Source organism: Paenibacillus sp. FSL H8-0537 (genome assembly GCF_038051995.1).
GTDB lineage: Bacteria > Bacillota > Bacilli > Paenibacillales > Paenibacillaceae > Pristimantibacillus.
On record NZ_CP150290.1, the window covers coordinates 2,685,749 to 2,710,595 of the forward strand.

The window sequence follows — 24,847 nt, forward strand, 5'->3', positions numbered from 1 at the left end:
ATATGCAGATAGGGTAGTGGATACCGTAAGTTTGCCGTCTATTATTTTTAGAAAAAATGATAAATGGTGAGGGCCCTTATGAATCTCACTGGACGTAAATATCTAATCAAGATGTATAAGTTTGTACTTAACTCAACAGGAGTAGATACCAAATGAAAATTGAAATCGCTGAATCTCTAATGTTGTCCTGGTTAAGACATGCAAAAAACTGTCAGATGGTTCAACTGAAATGAAGAAGATGAGCTCAGAATACTTGCGGGAGCTAAAGACAAGTAACCAATATATTAAAGGAGTCGTTCTAAATGTCTAACTTCGATCAAATTCCATTTGCTGCTGAGTTTGCGGAAAATCCTGAGCCAAGATGTCCGTGTATTTTATTGCTTGATACATCGTATTCAATGAATGGAAATCCAATACATCAACTTAATAATGGTTTATCTGTCTTTAAGGAGGAGCTAATTTCTGATGCTATGGCAGCTAAAAGGGTTGAACTAGCGATAGTAACCTTTGGGCCTGTTCAGGTTATCTCTGACTTTCAAACACCAGATGTGTTTTATCCTCCAACATTGATTGCTGACAATGATACGCCTATGGGAAGTGCTATTGAATATGGCCTAGAAATGCTAAAGTTACGTAAAGAAGTGTACAAACAGAATGGTGTTTCCTACTTTAGACCGTGGATATTTTTAATAACGGATGGAGCTCCGACGGACAATTGGCAACGTGCCGCATCACTTGTAAAAGAGGGAGAAGAGTCAAAATCCTTTTTGTTTTTTGCTGTTGGGGTAGAGAACGCTGATATGAACACACTTAAACAAATTTCTGCCAGGGAACCATTGAAGCTAAAAGGACTTCGCTTTAAAGAGCTTTTCTCATGGCTATCAAATTCACTGAGCGCTGTTTCTCATTCTACACCTGGAGATCAGATTAAACTTGAAAATCCTGCAAGTCCTGATGGGTGGGGCGTGATCTGAAGTGTGGAGATATGCAAATGCATCTGTATTAGGCACTTCGCATGTAAAGAGTGAAACCCCATGCCAGGATTATTCCTTGTGTCGTGTGATTCAAACATCTAATGATCATGAAGTTCTTATTGCGGTAGTATCAGACGGAGCGGGTAGCGCGAGTTATTCGCAAATTGGTTCTGAGCTCGCTTGTTCGCTATTTGTTGATGAAATAACGTCATATCTTAGTACAGGGAATAGTATCCATAAGCTTGATCGCGAATTTTACAAAGAATGGGTAATACGCTTCCAGAATGAAGTCAAAGCGCGGGCGGATGCTATGGGGTTATCATCCAGGGAATTCGCTTGTACATTCTTGTCAGTAGTAATTGACAATTCGTGCGCTGTATTTGCTCAGATTGGTGATGGGGCGATTGTAACGAATAGTCCCGAGGAAGAAGACGAGTATAACTGGCAATTCTGGCCTCAACAGGGAGAGTATGAGAATACAACATATTTTGTGACTCAAACAAACGCCACCGAAATGCTTCAGTTTAGCCTGTTATCAGGTAGAGTTTGTTCTGAGATTGCTCTATTTACAGATGGTATTCAAAGGCTTGCTCTGCACTATCAATCACAAAGTGCCCACAGTCCATTTTTTCGACCTTTTTTTACAGTACTTAGAGATCAACAAGAAGCAGAATCTGATAAATTTACAAATTCACTCAGAGCTTTTCTTGAATCGGATAAAGTCAATAGTCGCACGGATGATGATAAAAGCTTGATTCTGGCCACAAGGAGGAAAGCTACGCCTTCTGGTGAAAAAAGTTCATGAAAATCATAACAAGTGCAATTAATAGTGCAGGTAGTATAGTGTATTTGGATAGCGAGCTTGGCAGAGGCGGGGAGGGAAGCGTGTATTCTGTCAAGGCAAACAGCAATACCGTGGCCAAAATATACCATCAGTCGATAACGAACGAGAAGCAAGAGAAGATAAAGACGATGGTGAATTTGAAATCGGACTCCATTTTGACGTTCACTACGTGGCCTACTGATACATTGCGGAATGCCAATGGACAAGTTATAGGATTCCTTATGCCTAGATTGACTGGCAAAGAAATTCATAAGTTATACGGGCCTAAAACAAGGTTACTGGAGTTCCCTAATGCAACATATTCATTTCTTGTCCATACAGCGACAAACTTAGCGCGTGCATTTGCTTCGGTGCATGATAGTGGGCATGTTGTTGGAGATATCAATCATGGAAATTTTTATGTGACAGATCAAGCTACAGTCAAACTGTTGGACTGTGACAGCTTTCAAATTGGCACAACAAGCAGACTATTTAAATGTGAAGTTGGTATACCAATGTACCAGCCTCCAGAATTACAAAGTATTTCGTCCTTTAGGGATATAACAAGAACGCAGAATCATGATAATTTTGGACTTGCATTATTCATATTCCTGCTGTTGTTCATGGGGAGACATCCTTTTGCTGGGAGGTACCTTGGTTCTGGAGAAATGCCTATTGAGAAGGCAATTAAAGAGTACAGGTTCGCTTACAGTAGTTCAGCTCCATCAATGATGATGCAACCACCGCCAGGGACTGCTCATATGGGATCAATACCTTTTCAATTATCTGGTTTATTTGAAAGGGCATTCTCCAAAGAGAGCAGTAGAGATGATGCTCGTCCTAAGCCTGAAGAGTGGGTAAAAGAACTAGAGGCGCTATCAAGCAAGTTGAAAAAATGCAATCATAAGGAAGGTCATATATTTTCTGATGTTAATAGAGGGTGCCCATGGTGTGACCTAGAGCAAAAAACAGGAGTCGTTCTCTTCCATGCAGTAATAGCAACAACACAACTTAGTAATGCTTTCGATGTACAACGGGTATGGCTACAGATATCAGGAGTTACTGTGCCTGGAACTGCAATGCAATTGCCAAATCCGACTTCCATTAGTGCAGTGCCTGATCCAAAACTAGTTGAAAGCTATAAACAATCTAAAATCCGAAAAAGGCTTTCCGCTGTTCCTCCAGTTGTAGGATTTGCATTACTCTTTATAATTCCAGAGGCATGGTTTGTTATCGTGTTAGTTACTGCTATTGTTACTTCTGCATTTTATATATCAGACGTATCGCAATTGAACCAAGGTTGGGAGATCAGTAGAACGGAAGCTCAACAACGTTGGGAGAAGATTTCACAACGTTGGCTCAGAGAAGCAAGCGATGAATCCTTCAGGCAAAAGAAATTCCAACTAGAGCAGTATAAAAAGGATTACGAGGGGTTAGTACAACTCAGAGCGGAGAAGTTGAAGCGATTGAAAATGGACCGTCATCGCATGCAACTTCAAGCTCATTTGCAACGCCACAGGATAGAAAGCGCTAATATTGACGGTATTGGCCCAAGTCGTAAAGCTACCTTAGAGGCTTTCGGAATTGAAACGGCATTAGATGTCAAGGCTAACGCAATTCTACAAGTCCCAGGGTTTGGACCTACGTATACTAGAAAGTTAATGGATTGGAAAAACACTATTGAGAAAAAGTTTGTTTTTAATCCCAATCAGGAGATACCACATTCTGAGATTGCAAACGTAGATCGAGAGATTCTTACTATAAGAAAAAAGCTCGAGCAAGAATTGTTGTCTGGTTCAGGTCAGTTAATGCAAATCTCCAACCAGATAGAGGTTAGGAGAAATGCTCTTTGGCCAGAAGTCGAAAGAGCTGCTAAGGAGCTTGCTCAAGCTATCTGCAACGCACAGTATAGAGTTATAAAATAATGAACCTGAGATAGTAGTTGGGATTTTAGGGAAGTGTGTTGATGTTTTAGAGAATGTAATATGAGCAGGGAAGGCAAAACCATATTTTCAGGAGAGCAGTAGGGATTTGCAGACAGGAAGCAGAAACTGGATGTGCTGTCGTCGGGCCTTCAGAGTTTCATTGTTCTTAATTATTACGTTGCATCTGCCGCCAAGTATGGTATGGAGACGAGTATCTGGCTGCTGTATGCAGAAGTGCCCTGGATCTCAGTTGTCGAAGAAGTTTTTATCGTAGTTGTTCATGCAGCGAAAGACGGTGCTATTGTTTGTACGGCGTAAATGCGGACTAAAGATGAAATATCGTTTGATAAGATGAAAGTAGTAGCGGCTTAATGTAAGTGTAATTTATATTTGTATAGAGCCATTCAGGATTCAAATATCTATTTGAATAAATTTGAGAAGGTGTTGAAATGTTAGGACAAGTTGAATTTCTTGAAAAGTATAATATCAAAGCTGAGGAATTTGAGAAAAGCGGTCTGAATTGGGACGAGTTAATACAAATATACATGCATTATTCAACTGAACACACTAGGCTAGAACCCGTAGCAGAGTACATTGCAGAAACGTTAAGAAAAGTGGAAAATGTTCATACTGTAAAGCATAGGGTCAAAGACCCTGAACATTTAATAGAGAAGATCATCAGAAAAAAGATAAAACGACCTGAGTTGGTATTTACTGTTGAATCATACAAAACTGAGATTACAGACTTGATTGGCATCAGGGCGTTACACCTGTTTAAGGAAGACTGGTTAGGTATTCATCACTTCATTAGTACTAAGTGGGATCTTTTTGAAAATCCAAAAGCAAATATCAGAGCAGGTGATGATGATAAGTTGCAGGAGAAATTCAAAGAGCATAATCTAGAAATAGTTAACCATCCATTTGGCTATCGCTCATTGCATTATTTAATTAAGTCAAAGCCTGATAAACAAGAAGTAGTTGCTGAGATACAAGTTAGAACTATATTTGAAGAAGGATGGAGCGAGATAGATCATCGGATTCGTTACCCATATGACACTGATAATCCAATTCTCAAATACTATCTTGTTTTGTTCAACCGTTTGGCAGGGAATGCAGATGAAATGGGCTCTTTTGTTAGATTTCTAACGAATGAACTGGATCAAATTAACAATCTTCATCAAAAAGAACTTCATGAGAAGAATGCGACAATTACAGAATTAGAATTAATGATTAATGCATTGAAGATCGAAGGTGATGAAAAAGAGGAATTGAAAAAAACGATAAAAACCTTACGATCACAACTCACAAAAAGTATAAACTCTTCTTCTCTCAGTAATCCAACAACTGCTTGGCCTTATGTAGGGAGTATTGGTAATAGCGAAACGAATAGTACATTTGGAATAATAGGCAATATTAACGAGAGTGCATTCAAGTTGGGTATTACTGCAGAAGTTCAAGAACAAATGCTAAATCTATCAAAATTAGGTTCTGGAATAAAGATTAAATAGCTTAAGCCAGCGGGTAGCAGGGAGTCGACTGCTTCATCAACGCTGAAGCCAAAACAACAAACAAACAAACAAACAAACAAACAAACAAACAAACAAACAAACAAACAAACAAACAAACAAACAAACAAACAAACAAACAACGCTTTCGCAGCCTAAGAAACTGTGTGCGTGCTTCTACCCAGCATCGTCCATGTGACTAGACTAGGGGCTAACAAGTAGTGGGATACGTTGTCACATCTCCGCCTGGGGTGTGCTGAAGAAGGCAATCAGGCTGACCTAGGTAGAAGCAAGCGTGGAATTTATACAGGTTTAAATACGAATTTGTGTTCTGGTTTCTGGAATGATTTAATTGAATAGAGTCACAGGATTCGCGAGTTCTTTGCGGTAATGAATCCTGTTGAGCTAATGTGATACAGATAGTGAAGAATCCAGTATCCACGCGGGTTGGCGAATGGCAAGGACGCACAGGACTTAAAATCCTGCGGTAGGTGACTACCATACCGGTTCGATCCCGGTCCTTGGCATACAGCTTTAAATCTCTCGGTGGCTTTACGTTGTCTGTACGCATCCTGCACGAATACTGCGGTGCTAAATTCACGTAGACCTGTACGCCTGCTCTTCGTAACTTTCGTTTTGTTAACGAATTTTACGAAGTGAAGGCGTATTTTATATGTCTGAAAAAGTAAGAATGGCCGCAGTCGTCGCGTTAATCTAGCGTCGGCTGGCTGTGGAAATTCTACGGTTCAATATCCTGCGGCATCCCTCGATTTAGACACGGCTATCACGTCATTTATCCGTTACTGCCGCATTCGGAACCTCACGCAAAATACACTCAATTTTTACCGCGATACTTTACAAGAATTAACGTGGCAGCTTCAGAAGCAAAACGTTGAGAGACTGATAGATATCGTGAAAGATACGATCATGGTCGCGTTGGAAACGAAGCAAAGTACGCCAATTAAGCGCGGTAAAGCTGAGACGCCCACTGACGCAACGATGGATAAACTTACTCGAAGTTGGCGCGCCTTCTTCAGTTGGATGCATTCCGAAAGTTTCTTCGAAAGTAATCCTTTCGTAGGATTAGGCAAGATATAATCCGAGAGCAGCATACATAGAGACGTTCTATGAAAAGTACGATTGGCACTCGCCGCTAGAGAATTTATAAGATAGACTCAGAACTACAAACAATCATTGATAGAGCTTCCCAACGGGGAGCTAAATGAGGAAAAGACAACGACTCAGTATAGTCGAGCGACGTTCATTGAGACATTAGCGCCTCATGTTCTGCGATCGCGGCGGGAGGGATCGCCAATGCTACCATCCGTGAGACTGGCTGCAAAATTCACGATTGGAATAATCTTGGCGGCATTAAAGTCGGTATCGGTAAGCCTAACGCCTACTGGCGTGGTAAGGCGGTCAATAAAGGAACATGGGAGGAGTACAACGGTAAGACGGTCAATATCACGGCTGCATTTAGGGCATACGATACCCTGTATGATTTTTACATGGATCAAGACCTATTGTTTGGCCTCAGCCGTTACGCTCGTGTGAGGACAGCTAAAACACCAGAGGAGCAAGCGGCAGCGCTGTATGCCTGCGGATATGCGACTGACTCGGCTTATGCAAGCAAGTTGCTGGCGATTATCAAAGCTAATGACCTTAAAAAATATGATGCTGTTGAGGCAGAGGCAGTAGAAGATGAACAAGAAATGAAGCTATCTGAGGCTCAAAAGAAAATGCTTGTAGCGGCGCTGCAATCCCTATTTGATAAAAAGGTGATTACTGACAAGACATGGATTGAGAAGGCGCAAAAAGGTACGCTTACCCTCTGGGAGTTGACCTGGCTAAATACGATTATACTCGCACGTAAATAAGTGAACGCCCTGCCGAGCCAATGGTTAATACAAAGAAAATAAAACAGCTCGCCAGAGATGGTAATTAAGCTGACATGCTGCATACCATAAATAGTTTGTTGTATAATATATCAATAAAAAGTTATATTCACGGAGGAGTTTAGCATGGAGAGACCAACTATAGGCGTATTGCCGTTGTATGATGGGGACAAAGAAAGCTATTGGATGCTTCCGGGCTATATGAAAGGGATTGAAGACGCAGGTGGAATTCCGTTTGTATTGCCACTTACCTCAGATGTAGAGAATATAACTAGAATAGCAAATATGTTTGACGGATTTCTTTTTACAGGTGGACACGATATGAATCCTGAAATTTATGGTGAGCAGATAGAGGATGTTTGCGGAGTGCTCTGCCAGGAGCGAGATGTGATGGAGAGCGCCTTATTCAAACAAATTTTAGAATTGGATAAACCAGCGTTCGGCATTTGCCGCGGCTTACAGTTGTTCAACGCCTTACTAGGAGGCACGCTATACCAAGATATGCCGACTCAATTCAAGTCGGAGAGCAGCATTAAACATAAACAAGCACCTCCCTATTCTGAACCCGTTCATAATGTTTACATAGAAAAGGGAAACCCGCTTTACCGTATTATTGAAACGGAGAATTTAAGAGTCAATAGTTACCATCATCAGGGGATTAAGGAGCTGTCCAAGCAACTCATTGCTGTGGCAAATGCTGAAGATGGTTTAATAGAAGCCGTTATGATGCCTGAGAAAAAGTTTGTTTTTGCCGTTCAGTGGCATCCAGAGTTCAGTTACAAATCGGATATTTGTAACTTTAGACTGTTTGAGGAATTTGTAAAATCATGTTAGAGGTATTCGCAAATGAGAAATTCGTTTATTGAACTATTGGGCAAGATAGTTGAACAAAAGTGAACTACGCTTTACTTGATTGTATGAATTAGCGCAGACAATGAGTCCCATGCTACAATTGGGATATACAATGTTAGACATAAAGGTTGGTTTTATTAGCGATAGGAACTTGTTTTGCTAGGGATCTAAAACATCTATCAGCAGCTATATCTATTAAAGGAGGAAAGCGCCTTGAATTCAATATTTTTTATAGCGGGTTGGGCTATAGTTGGAATTTGTATTGGAGGTTTAATTGTGTTTATAAAATCTATGCCAAAGAAAAAATAAACATGGTGTAGTGCTAGAGGACTTGTTGATGATATTGAGATAAGTAAGTGTGTTAGATTCAATAAAGTGCAGCCCTCCATAGCAAGATACATATATTTTTTCTTTCAACTATATATGTATCTTGCTTTTTTGTACCACATAAAAATATGCATCAATACTAATAATTATGTTAATATCGCCGCTTCAGCTGAAGCGGTTTTTCTTATGCTAGCTTTATATAGTAAGAGAATGAGAAATATTAAAAGTTTCAAGAAGGAGATTAATTCTTATAATGACGGAACTTCTGAAAAAGTACTCAGTTTCTTAGCAAGCTCTTCCTTCCCTGTTAACACTTCGGTCATAATACCTGCGCCTAGCCGGAATCCATATGTAAAGGTGGAGGTTAGCTCCATTGAGTGAGCTTGAGCATATAAGTCTAGCAATGCTTCGAGCTTCGTATATTCATCCTCAGTATGTTTTTTCTTCCACGCTTCCATCATTTCAGATATGTGCTGGCTCATTTGAAGATACTCTGGATTATTGGCAATTCTTTTTTCATCGGGACGCATGTTGCCATGGTACAATTCTTCCAAAAGACTTCTCATTACAATCTCATCCTTTCGGCAATTTAAATTCGTCGTTGCTGCTAGTATTTTTATAGTTTAAAGCTAATGAATGGTATGAGAATTATTTTTAAGCTCAATGCTAATTTATGCGAAAAACGCATAAAAGTCAATATGCGAAATTCGTATAAATTATGATGGCGTTGGGTGATGAAAATGTATAAAAGAATTCGGGATTTACGAGAAGATAAGGATTTAACTCAGCAGGAGATGGCCAAGTTGCTGCATATTTCACAAGCAACCTATTCTCGTTATGAGAGTGGGGAGTTGGACATACCTACTGCCGTATTGATCACGTTATCTAAATTTTACAGTGTCAGCATCGATTATCTGCTTAATCAAACAGACATTGCTAAGCCGGAAGAAGGAAAATCAAAGTAATAGGAGATTTGAAAGCTTTAATGAGCTGTACAAACTGAAATAGCAAACTCTCAAAAAGGAATATAACTCCGGAGACATCTGACTTGCCTATGAAGCGAAGTTGCCTCTCGAAAATTTTGGTATAGCGAGTAATTTTAAAAGACGCATTTTACAAGTGCTCAAGACTCTATTTTGTAGGCAATGAAAAACCACCTAGGCAACAATTAACTCATAAGCTTCTGTGAATTTTTAGCATGAAAATGCCCCCTAGAATAGACATTGGATTGAATCAGAGCTTTATTCCAATATTTATTCTAGGAGGACACTTCAGACTGACTCATAGTTGTAATTTACAGTTACCAACGTTCCAGGGCTTCTCCATATTCCACCACATCGTCATTCATATGGTCTATTTTTGATGCTGCTAAAACAGAATTTATTAAGTGTTCTCCTGCTTTAAATTTTCTTGAATCAACAGTAATTTTTGATATTAGCGTATCATTTTGATTAATGCTAATTGTAACAATATCTGCACCTTTAATATCCTCTTGCTGCAAAAAATCATATGTTTGTAATAAGACATGTTCTGTTGCTAATCCAGCAGTGGGCCCTTCATTCATATTCACAATAAGATTAATATGTTTATTAACTTTTCTCGTATCATCGACATCTACACTCTCCGCATAGCTAAAGACGGAAGTATCTATATTTAAATCGTGTTGAGCTTCCTCTGGTTTAATAGTTGGGCTAGGTGTCTCAGATGTTGGTGTTATATTAGTAGCTGTTTCATTGGTCAAAACTTTGTTCTCTTCTTGAGTTGTGTCTTCTGAACTACAAGCTTGAATAAGTACAAAAAAAGTACAGATACACAAAAGACTAAATATTTTTAACTTTTTCATAATTGGTTCATTCTCCTTCTTTAAATACAAATTATAGATTATTACTATAGTTTCTAATTATAGAATATTAGGGGTGATTAGTATATGTACACTCAATTTAGTAACCTGATGTTCAAATCAATTTTATTTTACTAGAGTTATCTTGAAAGTTTGCGTCAGAATATTTTGAGCATGAATAGGTATATTGGTCAGTTAGTTTTGGTATTAAAATCACTCATATATTTGAGCCATTTTTACATATGCATCATAACCTACGCCCTTTTTTAATATCTCCTTCACTTGCTGCTCATTGCACCTACATATACCGTTATTTTTGCTTCGAAGTAGCCATCCTTTATCATTTGCTTGCGTGTACATCCCACCCCAATCTATTTGCCCCAATCCAATCATAGACCGTTTGTTACCCACTCTATACCCTAGTGAGCCTCTCCCACATCGGCTATACCGTCCTTTAGAAGATTTATCAGAAAAAATCTGCTTATCAGAAAATATGGATTGCTCAAATGCTGTTCTTTTGGATGTACTTATTCACTCCAATGACTGATATACTTACGAAAATTCAGTATTTGAGGAGTGGTTGAGAATGGATGGAGTTCGTTACAAGATAAGAGAAGTGTTGGACAGTGACAAAATAGATGCTTTTTTGCATAAAGCGCGAATTGGTCATCTTGGCATGGTTGATGGTCAGCTGCCATATGTGGTTCCGCTTAATTTTGTCTGGGCAAAGGGGAAGCTTTATTTTCATGGAGCTGCAGGAGGGAGGCGCAATCAGGTCATGAGTGCGAATTCCGAGGTCTGTTTTACGGTTTGCGAAGAATATGGAACCATTACCGATCCCGTACCAGCTAAGACGGACACAGCATATATGAGTGTTATGATTTTTGGTAAGGCGGAGCTTATTGATGATCTGGATGAAGCTACATATATGCTGCAGGAAATGCTTCATAAATATGTGCCTGGCTACTATAACCGTCCGTTGTCCAAGCAGCATGTAGACAAATATAGGTCTGCCATATTCCAATCACCTGTTCAAGTCTACCGAGTTGATCCTTATCATATTACGGCGAAAGCAAATCCAATCGAGGAAGAAAAAATGTACAAATAAGAAAAAAGAGGTTGTTAAAATGTTGAAGAGAATGCAAATGAACCCAACATCATCTTCACTGCGCGGCCGTGATTGGATATCGCCCACTATAGCTGCTTTAATATCTGTCATTGTCAACTACGGCGGGACATTTATTCTCGTATTTCAGGCGGCAAAAGTCGCGGGTCTGAGCCCCGAAATGACCGCTTCATGGATATTGTCGATTTCCGTTGGTGTGGGGATAACGGGAATATGGCTGAGCTATCGATACCGTGAACCGATTATTACAGCTTGGTCAACACCAGGTGTGGCTTTTCTCGTGTCGGTATTAGCGATAACCCCCTATGAGGAAGCAATTGGCGCTTATATCATCTCTGCTTTAGGATTTATTATTTTAGGAATATCGGGAATGTTCGAAAGGTTTGTCCGGCTTATTCCTCCAGGCATTGCTTCTGGTCTGCTGGCAGGTATTTTACTGCAGTTTGGTATTTCAGCCTTTGGCGGAGCGAAAGCTGATCCGTTGCTGGTCATTGTCTTATTTGCTGCTTATGTACTATTAAGAAGGTATACGTCCCGTTATGCTATCGTCGGCATTTTAATCATTGGGCTTATTTATTTAATAAGCTTGGGAAAAGTAGATTTCAGCACGATCAAATTAGCTATTGCGTCGCCGGTATTCATTGTTCCTGAGTTTTCGCTTCATGCTCTTTTGGGTGTTGCCTTGCCATTGTTCATTATTACATTGACGGGACAATATATGCCTGGGATGCTAGTTTTGCGAAATGATGGGTTTAAGACGAGTGCAAATCCAATTTTGATCGTAACGGGCTTGGGCTCACTTTTTGCAGCGCCATTTGGCTCGCATGCTTTCAATGTAGCAGCCATTACAGCGGCGATTTGTACAGGTAAAGATGCGCATGAGGATTCAACAAAACGTTACCTTGCGGGTATTGTCTGTGGCATTTTTTACATGGTTGTTGGGATATTCGGTGTGACGCTGGCTGCTCTGTTTCTAATTCTTCCAGCTACCTTCATCGCGACGTTAGCGGGGCTCGCATTGCTCGGGACAATTGGCAGCAGCCTTGCTAACGCTTTAACTGAGCCTAAGGGCCGTGAGACAGCGCTGATTACTTTTTTGGCAACGGCTGCAAATGTTACCTTACTTGGTGTTGGCGGTGCATTCTGGGGTCTTGTTGCAGGCTTGGCTGCGCATATTTTGATACATGGACAATTTCGCCACAAGCCATATAGGAACAGTGGAATACAACATGTTGAACAAAAATAATAAGCAGCATGAAAATGAATACAGGTGCAAATGGGCTAAAAAGGGATGGGAATTGTTAAGCTTAGCCGGAGCTGCATAAATTATAAAAGCAGCTCCGCAAGACGATGAATGCCTGTCTCTATTGCTGACTCGTCTACTTTAGCAAAGCCGAGCACCCATCCTTTTCGATCGCTTTCCAAACAATACTTGCTAAGTGGATAAACACGTATGCCTTTTTCGAGCGCTTGGTTTGTTGCGGATTCTTCATCAAATGATTCTTCAGCTTCAAGAAGCATATGTAATCCCGTCTCTACACCGCTAAGTTTAAAACGTTCACTTAGACCGGTCGCGATGATAGCCTTTGTCATGGCTTCGTGTCTGCGCCGATATACATTTCTGACTCTTCTCATATGACGCATGAAATGCCCGTGCTCGATAAAATGAGCAAGCGTCAATTGCTCCATAATCGGAAGATGGCGATAGGTTAATTCATGGACATGGGCAAGCTGGCGAATGGCCTCTGTTGGACCAACGATCGCGGATATCCGAATGCCAGGAGCGACCATTTTGGAAAAGCTCATCATATACAGTGTGTTCTGAGGCTGCTGGCTAAACAAGGTTGGGAGTGGGTCGCCGCGATATCGAAACTCGCTATCGTAGTCGTCCTCAACTATCCAAAATTGATGTTGAGCCGCCATATGCAGCAATTGCTGTCTGCGAGGCTCCGACGTAATCACTCCAACTGCACACTGATGTGAAGGCGTAACATAAACAAGCTTTGATTGAGGAGGAATACGGTCTGCTTGTATTCCGTAATCGTCGACAGGGACGGGAACCACATTCATCCGCCGATATTTCATCGCCATCCATGAAGCGGGAAAGCCGGGATCTTCAACGCAAACGGTTTCTCCTTCATTTAACAGGGCTTGGGCAATTAAATCCAGACTATGCTGTGCGCCCGAAGTTAATATTATTTGATCGATATGAACATGGACGCCTCGCTCAAGTGACAAATAACGTTGAATCTGCTCGCGCAGCGGCACGAAACCATAGGGGTTGCCGTAAGCCCAGCTGGTTAGATCCGTTTCTTTGGAGGCTTGTAAAAAGGAGTGTCTCCAGTTCGTTTGAAAATGTTGATCCAAATAAGGCTCGTGTGGGCTGAAATCGATCTCCACATTTCTATTTTCCTTTCCTCTAAACCAATTTTGTAACTGGCTGACTGCATCGTTTAATAAAGGCAGCTCGGGAGTAACAGGCCCCCGAGCTATAACATCCTCCATGAAACGGGTTTTGTGGGTCCAGTCACTTACTCTTGTGCCGCCGCGCCGGGAAGTAACCGTGTAGCCACGGCTGAATAATTCCTCATAAACAATTTGTATAGTTGAGCGAGAGACACCGACGAGTAGCGCGAGTTCGCGGGTAGGTAGCAGCAATTCGCCGGGAGGCCAATTTCCGGTTGTGATATTATGGATAGCTTGATCAAGCAGCTGCTGCCAGATGGGGCGTTCGTCGTCACGGTTAACTTTTAGCATCTATTTCACCTCTAGTTGTATATGCGTCAAAAATATGGATTGTTTTATTCACACTGTTGAAACTTTAGCCGCAGAGGCTGTTTTTTTGATTGATCTCTCTATATTACTATCTATATTACTATCTATCTTGCAAAGGAGGGGACTGATCGATCCAGTTCCATTCATTGTTCTGAATAAATCGAGTGACCGCCTGCTCAGATGATAATTCCTGGTCTAGAAAACCTAGTATGACTTCGGTTAATTCCATGCATTTTTCATGAGTCGGGTTTAATAGGAGCTCATGGGCAAGCTCGAGAAAGGTATCTGGTTTTTCTGGAGCTTTCTCGACCTCAGCCATCATGGACTTGTGGCAAGGAAACAATATGCGATTATGCGCCAAAATAATTCGGCTTCCGAATAACACCAGATTGCTGACGACTTGGGACAGCAGGTAAGGATTATTCTTTTTAACGGCTTCCCCTGCAAAATAATAACCGTAAAGCAGCACCTGTGCTTGGAAATCTTTAATGTTTTGGTTTCTATTGTGCTCGGGATATACGGGGATTTTGGCGAGCAGTTCATTTAGTCCTGGAACGATGGAGTAGACAGCCTGTGAACCTGTAAAAGAAGCGCGAGTTGGCTCGCTGCCTTTCTCGGCGGCCAACTCCAAAAACCGCATATTGATGATTTTGACATCGATATAGCCATCTTCATAATTGCAAAATTCATGAGTCGTGTAAGCCAACGCATAGGTTTTCTTCCGCTCTTCAAAATCTTGATCCGTGACAAGCAAATATACGTCGATATCCGATGTCTCCTTGGCCGTACCTTTCGCGATAGAGCCAGCCGTTATTACGGCTAATAGATTTGGATCAGATTGCAGCGATTCTACGAATTTGTCCAGTGATTGCTTATGGTGCGTATACATTTTCTAGCCTCCCCTCCATTTTTTGTTGTTCTCACTGTAACCTTAAACGAACCTCGACCTGATAAATCGAAAGACTGAAACACCTATGCAATCTCTACAAAGTTACGCTGATGCTCATTTGAAAAGGGTGTTTCTCTGCTAAAAGTTATTATGATTGGAGTATGAGCAATGATCTTGGTTTTACCGCTGCTTCTTCTAAAAGAATGCCACGAAACTTGCCCAGCTTGCAAGCCATGTTAAACGCTTATATTTGCTGGCAGAAATTCCGGTTGTATTTTAATGGAAATGTTTTTGCTGCATTGTAAAAAGAAGTGGCGACGTCCAGGAGGTTGTCCCAATGTCACCACTTCTCGTTTTCTTGCAGCTGACAAGCTGCCATTTTCCTAACAGGAGCTAGTTGAAAGTTAGATAAAGCTCTCGCTATGTCAAGCATTGCCCGGTGGCCGCAAATAGTCCAGAAACACGGTCTTCAACACTTGAAGCTGGCCAATTGTCCCTGCATTATCTTTGAAAATGACCAAGTTGTAGGACATCGATACTTTTTTGGCAAAACTGCCGAACACATTGATCATGGTCATTAACGTATCATCAACGGAAATATCATTGCGAATAGAGCCGTCCTCTCGGCCCTGTTCGATAAGCATTTTAAATAGCAGCTTGTTGCTCTCAAAAATGGAATGATATTCCTCAAGCATATCCGCCTGCTCATGAGGTAAGTAAGCCCAGCTATCAAAAGCTTCAATCAGTTGTATGTTCTCGCGGTGTTTCTCTTGATGGAATGAAATGAACAGATCAAATAGATAGCTGAGTTTTTCCAGGCAATTGCCGTTTATTTCGCTCACCGAGCGGAAGACTTCTGACTGGGAAGCGATAATGGCGCTTGCGACCGCAACGATCAGCTTCTCTTTTTTGGGAAAATAACGAAAGATGGTGGCGATACCAAGCGGCACTTCATCCGCAATCTCCTGCATCGTTGTTTTATCGAAGCCCTTGCGGACAAACAGCCTCTTAGCTGCTTCCATAATGCTTTCCTCGCGCATTGATTTAATGCTGCGCCGTTCCTGCTCATACCTGCTTTTTGCGTCCAACATTTCACTTCCTCATTTGCGTTTGTTCGTGTGAACATGCTAACAAACTTAATAGTATCTGTCAATTTCGTCAGGAGAGGGGGCGAATTCATAGAGGTTGTGCGGAAAATAAATATATGATATTGTTAATATCTAAGTGATAGTATTACTATCAAAACTATTTTATTTATCATCCAGGAGGTAATTTTACATGTCTTATAATGAAAAATGGACAATTGGCGAGCTTCTCGCGAGCGAGCAAGCGGTTGCAATTTTGGCCAAGCATCTGCCAGAGTTTATTAATGAGCCGACCTTTAAGATGGCATCTATGCATACACTGGATCAGCTAGCTGCGATCCCGCAGGTGGATTTGCCAAAGGATAGATTAGATGCTTTGAAAGCCGATTTGGCTTCGGTGAATATGGCCGAGTCTCCTGCCAAGCCGGTGGCAGCCGCACCGAAGCCTGGTACCGCTCACGCATTGTCTCATGAGGGAAAAGTGATCATTGTTACTGGAGCGGCTGGTGGAATTGGCAGGGCAAGTGCGCTTAAGCTGGCTGCAAGCGGAGCTAAGGTAACTGTTGTTGATTTCAATGAAGAGGCTGGCCGGGAAACGCTTCAATTGCTCAAAGAACAGGGCGGAGAAGGGATCTTCGTACAGGCGGATATTTCCAAAAGCGCGGATGTGCAGCGTTACATGGACGCAACGCTTGATACGTATGGCAAAATCGACTGCCTGTTCAATAATGCGGGCATCATCCAGAAGTTTTCGCTGCTGCAGGACATTGACGAGGACCATTTCGACCGTATCATCAATGTAAATCTCAAAGGTGTCTTTCTTGGTATGAAGTATGCACTGAAAGTAATGGACAAGCAGGGCTATGGCAATATTATTAATACAGCTTCAACAACTGGCGTACGGGCTGAACACAGCCTTGCAGCGTATACAGCGAGCAAGCATGGTGTAATTGGTTTGACAAAGGGAGCAGCCCTCGAATATGTGAAGAAGGGCATTAGAGTAAACGCGATTTGTCCGGGCGGAGTAGCGACTGGCATTACGGCAAGCGTGCCGCAGCAGCTTCAGGAAAGCGGTTATGTGCCGGAGGAGTTCCCGAACATGCGGATGGGACGATATGCTGAGCCTCAAGAGCTGGCGGATGTAGTAGCTTTTCTGTCTTCAGACGCTTCAAGCTATATGACCGGCTCCATTGTTTTGGTTGATGGTGGTTTGACGCTGTAGTGCTTTAACATAAATGACGAGAAATCCCGATGCAGCCAGGCTGGATCGGGATTTTTGCATGATTATGGTTGCGAAAAGGGAGCGAGACTGGTTACAACGGATCAGAATAAGATATCGTTATACGGCCTTAATATTGCGTTATATAGAGGACCTATTTATTTTTGTACAATAAAGTAGATAAGGATGATTAAAGGCAGAGAGGATTTGACTTATGAAAATCGTAAATTTGAAAACGAACCGTATCGTCAACCCGTTAGGCTTCACTTTAGATAAACCGCGCTTTTCCTATGTAGTAACGGATACATCCGCGAAGAAGCAGACCAAGGCACAAATTCAGGTCGCCTTGGATGAAGCATTTACAGCCATTATCTTCGACAGCGGACAATCAGCCGATATTGACAGCCTTTCCTATGAATGGAATGCAGAGCTATTACCGCGCACTCGCTACTTCTGGCGGGTTACGGTGTGGGCGGATAATGGAGATACGGCAACAAGCGAGCCCGCCTGGTTTGAGACTGCGAAGATGGGTGACGCATGGACTGCCAGCTGGATCTCTCCCGAATTGGACAAGCACATTCACCCTGTTCTGTTCCACACCTTCAGCCTGCCAGGAGAAATCGTATCTGCACGCGCATACGTCTGCGGACTGGGCTTGTACGAAATGGAGCTGAACGGCGTCAAGGCAGGAGATGAATACCTGACGCCATTATACAATGCTTATCATAAATGGCTGCAATATCAGACTTATGATGTGACTCCACTGCTGCAAGCCGGAGAGAACAAGATTGAAGTTAGCCTTGGAAACGGCTGGTACAAGGGGCGCTTCGGTTTCGATGGCGGAGAAGAAAATATTTATGGGGACGAATTTGCGCTGCTAGCGGAAATTATAGTGACATTCAAGGACGGGTCCACGCAAGTGATTGGAACCGATCAAAGCTGGTCTGCGCGGAGAAGCAAGATGATTGAAAGCAATATTTATGATGGCGAGAAATATGATGCTACGTTTGTGGATACTAGTGTATATCAGGTGAAAGCAGCGGATCTGGGCTTTGATCGGTTAATGGCTCGGCTCAGCTTGCCAGTGGTCGTGAAGGAACGGCTTGCGCCTGTGGAGGTTCTGACCACCCCTGCGGGCGAAACGGTTATTGATCTGGGCCAGAATATGGTTGGCTGGCTGCAGTTCCGCACGAATGCACCAGCCGGAACCGTCATTCGGCTGCAGTATGGCGAAGTGCTGCAAAACGGTAATTTCTATCGGGAAAATTTGCGCACGGCCAAGGCGGAATATGTGTATACAGCAAATGGGGATGAAGCGACTGTACGCCCTTATTTTACCTTTTACGGCTTCCGTTTTGTAAAGGTGGAGGGATGGCATGGCGAGCTTGATCCGAAGGACTTTACAGGCTGCGTCGTTTATTCGGATATGGAGCAGACTGGGCATTTTGAGACAAGTAACCCACAAGTCAACCGCTTGTTCCTGAATGCGTTATGGGGACAGAAGGGCAATTTCCTAGACACGCCAACGGACTGTCCGCAGCGTGACGAGCGAATGGGCTGGACCGGAGATGCCCAGGTGTTCTCGGGCACGGCTTGCTTTAATATGGATTCATACGCATTTTTCAGCAAATTCGGCTACGATTTGTACCAGGAGCAGAAGGATCAAGGCGGTATGGTGCCGATGGTTATACCGGCTGGCATCGTACCTGGAGGCGGCTCCAGCGCTTGGGGCGATGCCGCGACGATCATTCCTTGGAACGTCTATTTGCATTCCGGTGATAAAGCGATTCTCGAACAACAATTCGAGAGCATGCGCGGCTGGGTAGATTTTATCAGAAAAACGGAGGAGGAGTCAGGGGGTAAACGGCTGTGGACAACCGGCTTCCACTTCGGAGACTGGCTTGCGCTTGATGGTTCGAATCCAGACACGCCTATGGGCGGAACGGATACCCATCTGATCGCAAGCGCCTATTACTGCTACTCATCCGAATTGGTCGCAAAGGCTGCAAGGGTATTGCAAAAGGTGGAGCTTGCCAAGCAGTATGAGCAGCTGGCTGCGGAAATTCGTGCGGCGATTAAAGATGAATTTTTTACCGCGAATGGACGATTTGCAGTGGACACCCAAACCGGGTATGCGGTTGCTTTGTTTATGAATTTAGTGCCAGATGAGTTCCGCTCCCGCATAGCCGCCGATTTGCGCATGCGTATGCGTGCTGACAACCATCATCTGCGGACCGGCTTCGTTGGCACGCCATATTTGAATCGTGTTTTGTCTGCAGAAGGCAGTAATGACATTGCGTATACGCTGCTGCTCAATAATGATTATCCAAGCTGGCTCTACGCCGTTGAGCTCGGTGCTACCACGATATGGGAGCGCTGGAACGCCATTCTTCCGGACGGTTCTCTCAGCAGCACCGGCATGAATTCACTTAATCATTACGCTTACGGAGCGGTAGTTGAGTGGATGTACCGACATGTCGCCGGACTAAATCCAGCGGAAGACAAGCCGGGCTTCCGACATGCCATCCTTGCTCCACAGCCTAATCTGCGTCTTCAGTGGGCTAAAGCCGTCGTCCATACGGCAGCAGGTTTGTATCGAAGCGAGTGGTCGATTGATGAAGCGGGCAAGCTTGTCTTTAGCTTCACGATTCCTTTCCATGCAACTGCCACGGTTCTACTGCCTGATGCCATCGTTTCAAATGTGATCATTAATGGCGTAAATCTGGATGAAAGCGAAATAGAAGGGGAGCAAGCAGGGGAGGCGGTCAGCCTACTGCTTGACAGCGGGATTTATGAATTGTCGTATGTTCCTAGTAAGCCTTATAAGAAAACATTCAGCACTCGAACCACTATTGATGAACTGCTGGGTGTAAAGGAAGCTAAAGCGATTCTTGTCGAGTTCATTCCTATTGCCGCTGCTATGACGCCTGGAATGGCGGGACCGATGGGAGCCGCTTCGATTAGAGATTTGGCATCCTATCCGGGTTATGAGGCAACCGAAGAGCAATTAAACAAACTGGATAAAGCGCTCAAAGCGATACCCATTAGCTAATGAAGCGCTGATTATACAAATGAAAGAGCCTGCTATCCTACATTTATGCGGATAGCAGGCTCTGCTTTATGTTTTATTGCGGTATTCTTGCGGAGTGGCGCCATAATGTTTCTTAAATATTTTGATAAAATGGGGTGCGGCTAGAAAGCCGATTTGGCTGCTGACATCGGCAATTTTCAAATCGGAATTTTTGAGCAGGTAGGCAGCGCGTTCCATTCGCACAGCATAAAGGTAATCGCCGATGGTCTCGCTGGTTACGGTTTTATACACTTTCGAGAGGTATACCGGATGCAGGCCGATAAAATCCGCCACGGATTGCAGGGAGATGCCTTCAGCCAAGTGCTCCTCGATAAAGCTGCGAACCCTCGAGGCAATCAACTGGTGCGAATCCTCTAACTGTATAGCTGATTGGTCCCTCAGTCCGATGATGGTTTTCTCCGCCCATTCCCATACCCGCTGTCGCGATAATTGGCTTTTCTTGCGGAGCAGCAAGTTAAACTCCTCTCCGAGCTGCTCCTCCAATGGTCCGTTCTGTTCCGAGAACGTCGTCGCTAGTGCGGAGGACACCAGCAGCACGATAGCGAGCAGTTGGTCGTGCGAGGGCTCAAGCTCTGTATTCATGCCAAGTGCCCGGTTCAGTATGCCAAGTGCTTTATCCCACTTTCCTGATTCCAGCATACTAGGCAGCAAAGGCAAATCGTATAAGGGGAGGAGCCTATTCTCCTCATGTTCCACGACCGTTTCATCCGTCTTCAGGAAGTAGCTTTTGTGACCGCCGACGTTGCGCTGGATGGAGATTACGCTTTTATGATAAGTGTCCTGTATATGGTCGGGAAAAGATCTAGCTCCGCTAATACAGATTGTCAGCGAGCCCTTCAGAAATCGCTGCACATGTTTTTGCAGCTTGACTGCCGAAGAATCAACTAAGGTTAAAGTCTCCTGCTCCTTGCTTTTGATCAAAAAGACTAAATAGCCGGCATCCGTTGTGCAATGCCACAGCTCAAAGAGATCCTGAAATACTTCCTGCGCGATATTAGTCACAGCATATTCAAGCAGAGAAAGGGAATCCAGGTCATATTCCGCGAACTGCTCATCCAGCCTGACCAGCATCATGATAAACGGATCGCCCGTCTGGAAGGAGATGTCAAGCAACGACAGCCGCTCTTGCAGCATTTCCTGGCTGATCGCCTTTTGCTGAATGAGATCGTTTAGCAATCGGTCTTTTAGCAGCGGAAGATTGGCATGCAAGGTGCGCTTCAGTCGCTGATGCGAGCTGAATTCGGTCCATTCCTGTTCGATGGCGGCAATGATCACTTGCACGGATTTAATTAATTCCCCAATGTCTACCGGTTTGAGTAAATAGCTTTCTGCACCGTAGCTGATCGCCTTCTGGGCATATTCAAATTCATCATGCCCGGATAATATAATGGAGCGGATTTTCTTGGACAGGCGGCGAAGCTGGTGAATGAGCTCCAGCCCATCCATTTCCGGCATTCGGATATCGGTAATCATAATGTCGATCGTATGCTTGGCAGCAATGTGCAGCGCTTCCTCTGCCGAATAGGCAGGATAAACGGTGTCAATGCCATAATCGCTCCACGGAATGGTAAAGGCGAGACTATCCACAACAGAGCGCTCATCATCGACAATTAATAGCTGGTACATGGGGCTTGTTCCTCCTTATCTAACTAACTATGCGGCTTAGGCCAGAACAACGTGACCGTTAGTCCACCGTGGGCGTTACTGGTAAATTCGATGCCGGAAGGCGAATCGAAGTGAATGATCATTCGCTGCTGAATATTCCATAGCGCACAGCCCATGGAATCGTCAAGCGGAAGCTTGATGCGGGACGAGAGGGCGACGATTTCTTCGCTGCTCAGGCCCTTCCCGTCATCCTCTACGCTGATACGGTACTGAGCTTCAGTCTCGCAGCCTGTTACGCGAACAAGGCTCGCGCTCCGCTTGCCTTCAATACCGTGCACAACGCTGTTCTCCACAAGCGGCTGGATTAGAAGCTTGGGAATCTGGAGCTCTCTCATTGATTCAGGGATGGAGATCGTGTATTGGAGTCGTTCCATTCGCAGGCTTTGAATGTTCATATAGTTCTCGACAACGGCGAGTTCCTTCTCCAAGGTTGTGATTGGTTCATTCAGCCGTGTAGTATAACGAAAATATTCAGCGAGATTTTGCGTCATCGCGGTGACTGCCTCGTCATTGCCTAGCCGTGTCATATTGTTAATAAAAAATAGGCAGTTATACAAAAAATGAGGATTAATTTGCGCTTGAAGCTGTTTGACCATCGCCTCGCGCGTTACGATTTTTTCTTTGTATACCTTCTCAATGAGCTCTTCAATCTGGCTGGCCATGTCATTGAAGCTTTCGTACAAAATATCAAATTCGTTGCGGCTGGAGCGCCTAATCCTGTATGTGAAATCTCCATGCTTAAGCAGTCGCACACCCTTGAGCAGGGTAACAATTGGCAATTGCACCTTGCGATAAAGAAACAAAAGCGTCAGGATGCTCGTTAACAGCAGGATCATGCAGGCAATGTAGAACGTATTTTGGGTTTTAATAATGGGCTCCAATGCCTCATTGAGCGGCACATAGTCGATCATATACCAGCCAAGCGTCTCGGAACGAAAATAATTGACCATATAGGAGATGTCGTTAATAGACAAGATTTCAGTGCCTTCCGTCTGGTTTATAAGGGGGGAGAGAAGCTGCAGAATTTGCTGCACCTTCTCTCCATCCGATTGGTCATTAAGAAGAACGGTACTGCCTTCCTTGAAGAAAAAGGGATCATTGCTGTCAATAATTCCTCGATTCAACATATCCGTTATATTGAGCTTCGGGAATGCTACCTGGATGGTATATCCAGCATGATAGCGGTACAAGGTAAAGGTTTGACGCGGCGAATCCAGCACCCAATTATTGCTGTTCTCACTAGTGATAGGAGCCTCCAGGGCATAGGGTGTCCCAATCCAGGTGTTCAAGATAGTGGAATAGATGGATACACGGTTATTCCAGCCCTCCGAGAAGCTTTGAAGATTCATTTTTTCCGTCAAATCCCGGATCAGCATGATCTGATCGAAGCTGTCCATCAAATCGACGGAAGGCAGGAGCGCGACCTTGGAGTCTGTCTCCAGCGCAGCGGCCAGCATATTCAGCTGCTCGACATTATGGTTCAGACTGTTCACAGCAAATTTGATGCGATTGAGGTTATTGGCCTGTATGTCCTTACGAACCGTATTCAAGCTGGATTGAATGGTGTAGCTGTACATGATCATGACGATAATGGTTGTAGAAAGAATCAACATCATTATTTTAATGAAGGTTGGATATTGTCTGAACATCGTCGGATATGGTCTGAACATAGCATCGATTCCTTTTTTGTATGTATAGAGCTTATCCTTATTGTAGGCATAAGCGGGGCTGTTTACAACGCTCGACCGTTACTCAGAACCGGAATGTTAAGAATGAATAACGGATGTTTGTAAAACGATATTCCCCAACACCGTTCAAGTTAAGAAAACGTTATCATTCCTTTGTATTGCATTATATCCCGGACCATGATTCAGCACTTAAACTAAAGCCATCGGTAAAATTCATTTCGTAGGAGGCTTTTTATGGAAGTGGCAGCTAAGAATCACAGGGAGAAAATAGTGCGCAGAAAGGACAGCTGGCAGCTTTATCTGATGCTTATTCCGGCTGTACTGGTTGTCCTGATCTTTGTTTATATGCCCATGGGCGGGCTGGTTATGGCTTTTCAAGACTATAAGCCGTATCAAGGCATTCTGAAATCTGAATGGGTTGGCCTTGAGCAATTCAAATTTTTATTTGAATACCCGGACAGTGTACAGGTCATCTGGAATACGCTGAGAATTGCTATGCTAAAGCTGTTTTTTGGTTTTATATCTACTCTTGGTTTTGCACTTCTGATTAATGAGGTCCGTCGCAAAGCGTTAAGAAATACCGTTCAAACGTTCGTATTCCTCCCGCACTTTCTTTCATGGGTCGTGCTCGGTGGTATTTTCGTTGAGCTGCTTAACCCGGACAACGGCTTAGTCAATCTGGCGCTGCAGGCGATGGGCATGAAGCCAATCTTTTTTCTGGGTGATAATAACTGGTTCCTCTTTACAGTAGTTTCAAGTGAGGTATGGAAGGAATTCGGATATGGTTCGATCATTTTTCTGGCCGCTATTGCCGGCATAAATCCAGCGCTTTACGAAGCCGCGCAGCTCGACGGGGCTGGCAAATGGAAGCAGGTGCTTCATATTACGCTGCCTTCGCTGATACCGACGATGGTAGTCGTCCTTACATTATCGCTGAGCCAAGTTCTGAATGCGGGCTTTGACCAAATTTTCAATTTGTATAATCCTCTCGTCTATGAGAAAGGCGATATTATTGATACATTTGTTTACCGCGTTGGCTTAATTGACGGCAATTACAGCTTCTCCACAGCCGTAGGTTTATTCAAATCCATCGTTAGCCTGATTCTCATTATGGGAGCATACAGATTAGCCTACAAGGTCGCTGACTACAAAATTTTCTAAGGGGGAT

Annotated in this window: 19 protein-coding genes; 12 read left to right on the forward strand and 7 right to left on the reverse strand. The window is 43.4% G+C overall.

What is annotated here, in order from left to right:
- Positions 1-302 precede the first annotated feature (302 nt).
- The 6 genes from MHB80_RS11265 (at position 303) to MHB80_RS11290 (ending at position 7,956) form a co-directional block, all read left to right on the forward strand.
- Positions 303-974 carry a VWA domain-containing protein gene (locus MHB80_RS11265; protein ID WP_341282218.1) on the forward strand — a complete coding sequence of 224 codons (672 nt, stop codon included), beginning with the start codon at positions 303-305 and terminating at the stop codon, positions 972-974.
- 1 nt (position 975) lies between these two features.
- Positions 976-1,779, forward strand: coding sequence for a PP2C family serine/threonine-protein phosphatase (locus MHB80_RS11270; protein ID WP_341282219.1), 804 nt, complete (start codon positions 976-978; stop codon positions 1,777-1,779).
- Complete coding sequence (locus MHB80_RS11275; RefSeq protein WP_341282220.1) at positions 1,776-3,722, forward strand: hypothetical protein; 1,947 nt, start codon at positions 1,776-1,778, stop codon at positions 3,720-3,722. The genes MHB80_RS11270 and MHB80_RS11275 overlap by 4 nt, the downstream gene beginning before the upstream one ends.
- A 449-nt stretch (positions 3,723-4,171) precedes the next feature.
- Positions 4,172-5,230, forward strand: a complete 1,059-nt coding sequence (locus MHB80_RS11280; protein WP_341282221.1) for a hypothetical protein — start codon at positions 4,172-4,174, stop codon at positions 5,228-5,230.
- Positions 5,231-6,609: 1,379 nt separating this feature from the next.
- A complete protein-coding gene (locus MHB80_RS11285) occupies positions 6,610-7,104 on the forward strand; it encodes a glucosaminidase domain-containing protein (RefSeq protein WP_341282937.1) in 495 nt (164 codons plus the stop codon).
- 144 nt (positions 7,105-7,248) lie between these two features.
- Positions 7,249-7,956: a gamma-glutamyl-gamma-aminobutyrate hydrolase family protein gene (locus MHB80_RS11290; RefSeq protein WP_341282222.1), complete on the forward strand. Its 708-nt coding sequence runs from the start codon at positions 7,249-7,251 to the stop codon at positions 7,954-7,956.
- A gap of 593 nt (positions 7,957-8,549) precedes the next feature.
- Here MHB80_RS11290 and MHB80_RS11295 read toward each other — a convergent pair.
- Positions 8,550-8,867 (reverse strand): DUF6809 family protein, encoded by a 318-nt coding sequence (locus MHB80_RS11295; protein ID WP_341282223.1) that lies wholly within the window; start codon positions 8,865-8,867, stop codon positions 8,550-8,552.
- Between the two features lie 174 nt (positions 8,868-9,041).
- On the opposite strand from MHB80_RS11295, the gene MHB80_RS11300 reads away from it, so the two are divergent.
- Positions 9,042-9,266, forward strand: a complete 225-nt coding sequence (locus MHB80_RS11300) for a helix-turn-helix transcriptional regulator (RefSeq protein WP_341282224.1) — start codon at positions 9,042-9,044, stop codon at positions 9,264-9,266.
- A 335-nt stretch (positions 9,267-9,601) separates the two neighbouring features.
- Here the strand turns inward: MHB80_RS11300 and MHB80_RS11305 are convergent, their stop codons facing one another.
- Positions 9,602-10,144, reverse strand: a complete 543-nt coding sequence (locus tag MHB80_RS11305) for a hypothetical protein (protein ID WP_341282225.1) — start codon at positions 10,142-10,144, stop codon at positions 9,602-9,604.
- Positions 10,145-10,727: 583 nt separating this feature from the next.
- On the opposite strand from MHB80_RS11305, the gene MHB80_RS11310 reads away from it, so the two are divergent.
- Together MHB80_RS11310 and MHB80_RS11315 are read left to right on the forward strand one after the other, a co-directional pair.
- Positions 10,728-11,249, forward strand: a complete 522-nt coding sequence (locus MHB80_RS11310) for a pyridoxamine 5'-phosphate oxidase family protein (protein ID WP_341282226.1) — start codon at positions 10,728-10,730, stop codon at positions 11,247-11,249.
- A gap of 37 nt (positions 11,250-11,286) precedes the next feature.
- Complete coding sequence (locus MHB80_RS11315) at positions 11,287-12,513, forward strand: benzoate/H(+) symporter BenE family transporter (protein ID WP_341282938.1); 1,227 nt, start codon at positions 11,287-11,289, stop codon at positions 12,511-12,513.
- An 80-nt stretch (positions 12,514-12,593) separates the two neighbouring features.
- Here MHB80_RS11315 and MHB80_RS11320 read toward each other — a convergent pair whose 3' ends face one another.
- The 3 genes from MHB80_RS11320 to MHB80_RS11330 all read right to left on the reverse strand — a co-directional run bounded on the left by MHB80_RS11320 (position 12,594) and on the right by MHB80_RS11330 (position 16,022).
- A complete protein-coding gene (locus MHB80_RS11320; protein WP_341282227.1) occupies positions 12,594-14,024 on the reverse strand; it encodes a PLP-dependent aminotransferase family protein in 1,431 nt (476 codons plus the stop codon).
- A gap of 118 nt (positions 14,025-14,142) precedes the next feature.
- The gene (locus MHB80_RS11325; protein WP_341282228.1) at positions 14,143-14,931 is read right to left on the reverse strand and encodes a nucleotidyltransferase domain-containing protein; all 789 of its coding nucleotides are present in this window, start codon (positions 14,929-14,931) and stop codon (positions 14,143-14,145) included.
- Positions 14,932-15,356: 425 nt separating this feature from the next.
- Positions 15,357-16,022: a TetR/AcrR family transcriptional regulator gene (locus tag MHB80_RS11330; RefSeq protein ID WP_341282229.1), complete on the reverse strand. Its 666-nt coding sequence runs from the start codon at positions 16,020-16,022 to the stop codon at positions 15,357-15,359.
- Positions 16,023-16,479: 457 nt separating this feature from the next.
- Between MHB80_RS11330 and MHB80_RS11335 the strand changes: the two genes are divergently transcribed.
- Both MHB80_RS11335 and MHB80_RS11340 read left to right on the forward strand, forming a co-directional pair.
- Positions 16,480-17,238, forward strand: coding sequence for a glucose 1-dehydrogenase (locus MHB80_RS11335; protein WP_341282939.1), 759 nt, complete (start codon positions 16,480-16,482; stop codon positions 17,236-17,238).
- A gap of 211 nt (positions 17,239-17,449) precedes the next feature.
- A complete protein-coding gene (locus MHB80_RS11340) occupies positions 17,450-20,287 on the forward strand; it encodes a family 78 glycoside hydrolase catalytic domain (RefSeq protein WP_341282230.1) in 2,838 nt (945 codons plus the stop codon).
- A 66-nt stretch (positions 20,288-20,353) separates the two neighbouring features.
- On the opposite strand, the gene MHB80_RS11345 is transcribed toward MHB80_RS11340, so the two are convergent.
- On the reverse strand, positions 20,354-21,952 hold the full coding sequence (locus MHB80_RS11345) for a response regulator (RefSeq protein ID WP_341282231.1): 1,599 nt from the start codon (positions 21,950-21,952) through the stop codon (positions 20,354-20,356).
- Between the two features lie 23 nt (positions 21,953-21,975).
- Positions 21,976-23,661, reverse strand: coding sequence for a histidine kinase (locus MHB80_RS11350; protein ID WP_341282232.1), 1,686 nt, complete (start codon positions 23,659-23,661; stop codon positions 21,976-21,978).
- A gap of 285 nt (positions 23,662-23,946) precedes the next feature.
- Here MHB80_RS11350 and MHB80_RS11355 point away from each other — a divergent pair, with 285 nt between their 5' ends.
- Positions 23,947-24,840: an ABC transporter permease subunit gene (locus tag MHB80_RS11355; protein ID WP_341282940.1), complete on the forward strand. Its 894-nt coding sequence runs from the start codon at positions 23,947-23,949 to the stop codon at positions 24,838-24,840.
- Positions 24,841-24,847 lie beyond the last annotated feature (7 nt).

Excerpts from the sequence above, each read along its gene's own strand:
- MHB80_RS11265 (WP_341282218.1), top strand. The coding sequence starts at position 303 with ATGTCTAACTTCGATCAAATTCCATTTGCTGCTGAGTTTGCGGAAAAT.
- MHB80_RS11275 (WP_341282220.1), top strand. The coding sequence starts at position 1,776 with ATGAAAATCATAACAAGTGCAATTAATAGTGCAGGTAGTATAGTGTAT.
- MHB80_RS11280 (WP_341282221.1), top strand. The coding sequence starts at position 4,172 with ATGTTAGGACAAGTTGAATTTCTTGAAAAGTATAATATCAAAGCTGAG.
- MHB80_RS11290 (WP_341282222.1), top strand. The coding sequence starts at position 7,249 with ATGGAGAGACCAACTATAGGCGTATTGCCGTTGTATGATGGGGACAAA.
- MHB80_RS11295 (WP_341282223.1), bottom strand. The coding sequence starts at position 8,867 with ATGAGAAGTCTTTTGGAAGAATTGTACCATGGCAACATGCGTCCCGAT.
- MHB80_RS11300 (WP_341282224.1), top strand. The coding sequence starts at position 9,042 with ATGTATAAAAGAATTCGGGATTTACGAGAAGATAAGGATTTAACTCAG.
- MHB80_RS11305 (WP_341282225.1), bottom strand. The coding sequence starts at position 10,144 with ATGAAAAAGTTAAAAATATTTAGTCTTTTGTGTATCTGTACTTTTTTT.
- MHB80_RS11310 (WP_341282226.1), top strand. The coding sequence starts at position 10,728 with ATGGATGGAGTTCGTTACAAGATAAGAGAAGTGTTGGACAGTGACAAA.
- MHB80_RS11315 (WP_341282938.1), top strand. The coding sequence starts at position 11,287 with ATGAACCCAACATCATCTTCACTGCGCGGCCGTGATTGGATATCGCCC.
- MHB80_RS11320 (WP_341282227.1), bottom strand. The coding sequence starts at position 14,024 with ATGCTAAAAGTTAACCGTGACGACGAACGCCCCATCTGGCAGCAGCTG.
- MHB80_RS11325 (WP_341282228.1), bottom strand. The coding sequence starts at position 14,931 with ATGTATACGCACCATAAGCAATCACTGGACAAATTCGTAGAATCGCTG.
- MHB80_RS11330 (WP_341282229.1), bottom strand. The coding sequence starts at position 16,022 with ATGTTGGACGCAAAAAGCAGGTATGAGCAGGAACGGCGCAGCATTAAA.
- MHB80_RS11340 (WP_341282230.1), top strand. The coding sequence starts at position 17,450 with ATGAAAATCGTAAATTTGAAAACGAACCGTATCGTCAACCCGTTAGGC.
- MHB80_RS11345 (WP_341282231.1), bottom strand. The coding sequence starts at position 21,952 with ATGTACCAGCTATTAATTGTCGATGATGAGCGCTCTGTTGTGGATAGT.
- MHB80_RS11350 (WP_341282232.1), bottom strand. The coding sequence starts at position 23,661 with ATGTTCAGACCATATCCGACGATGTTCAGACAATATCCAACCTTCATT.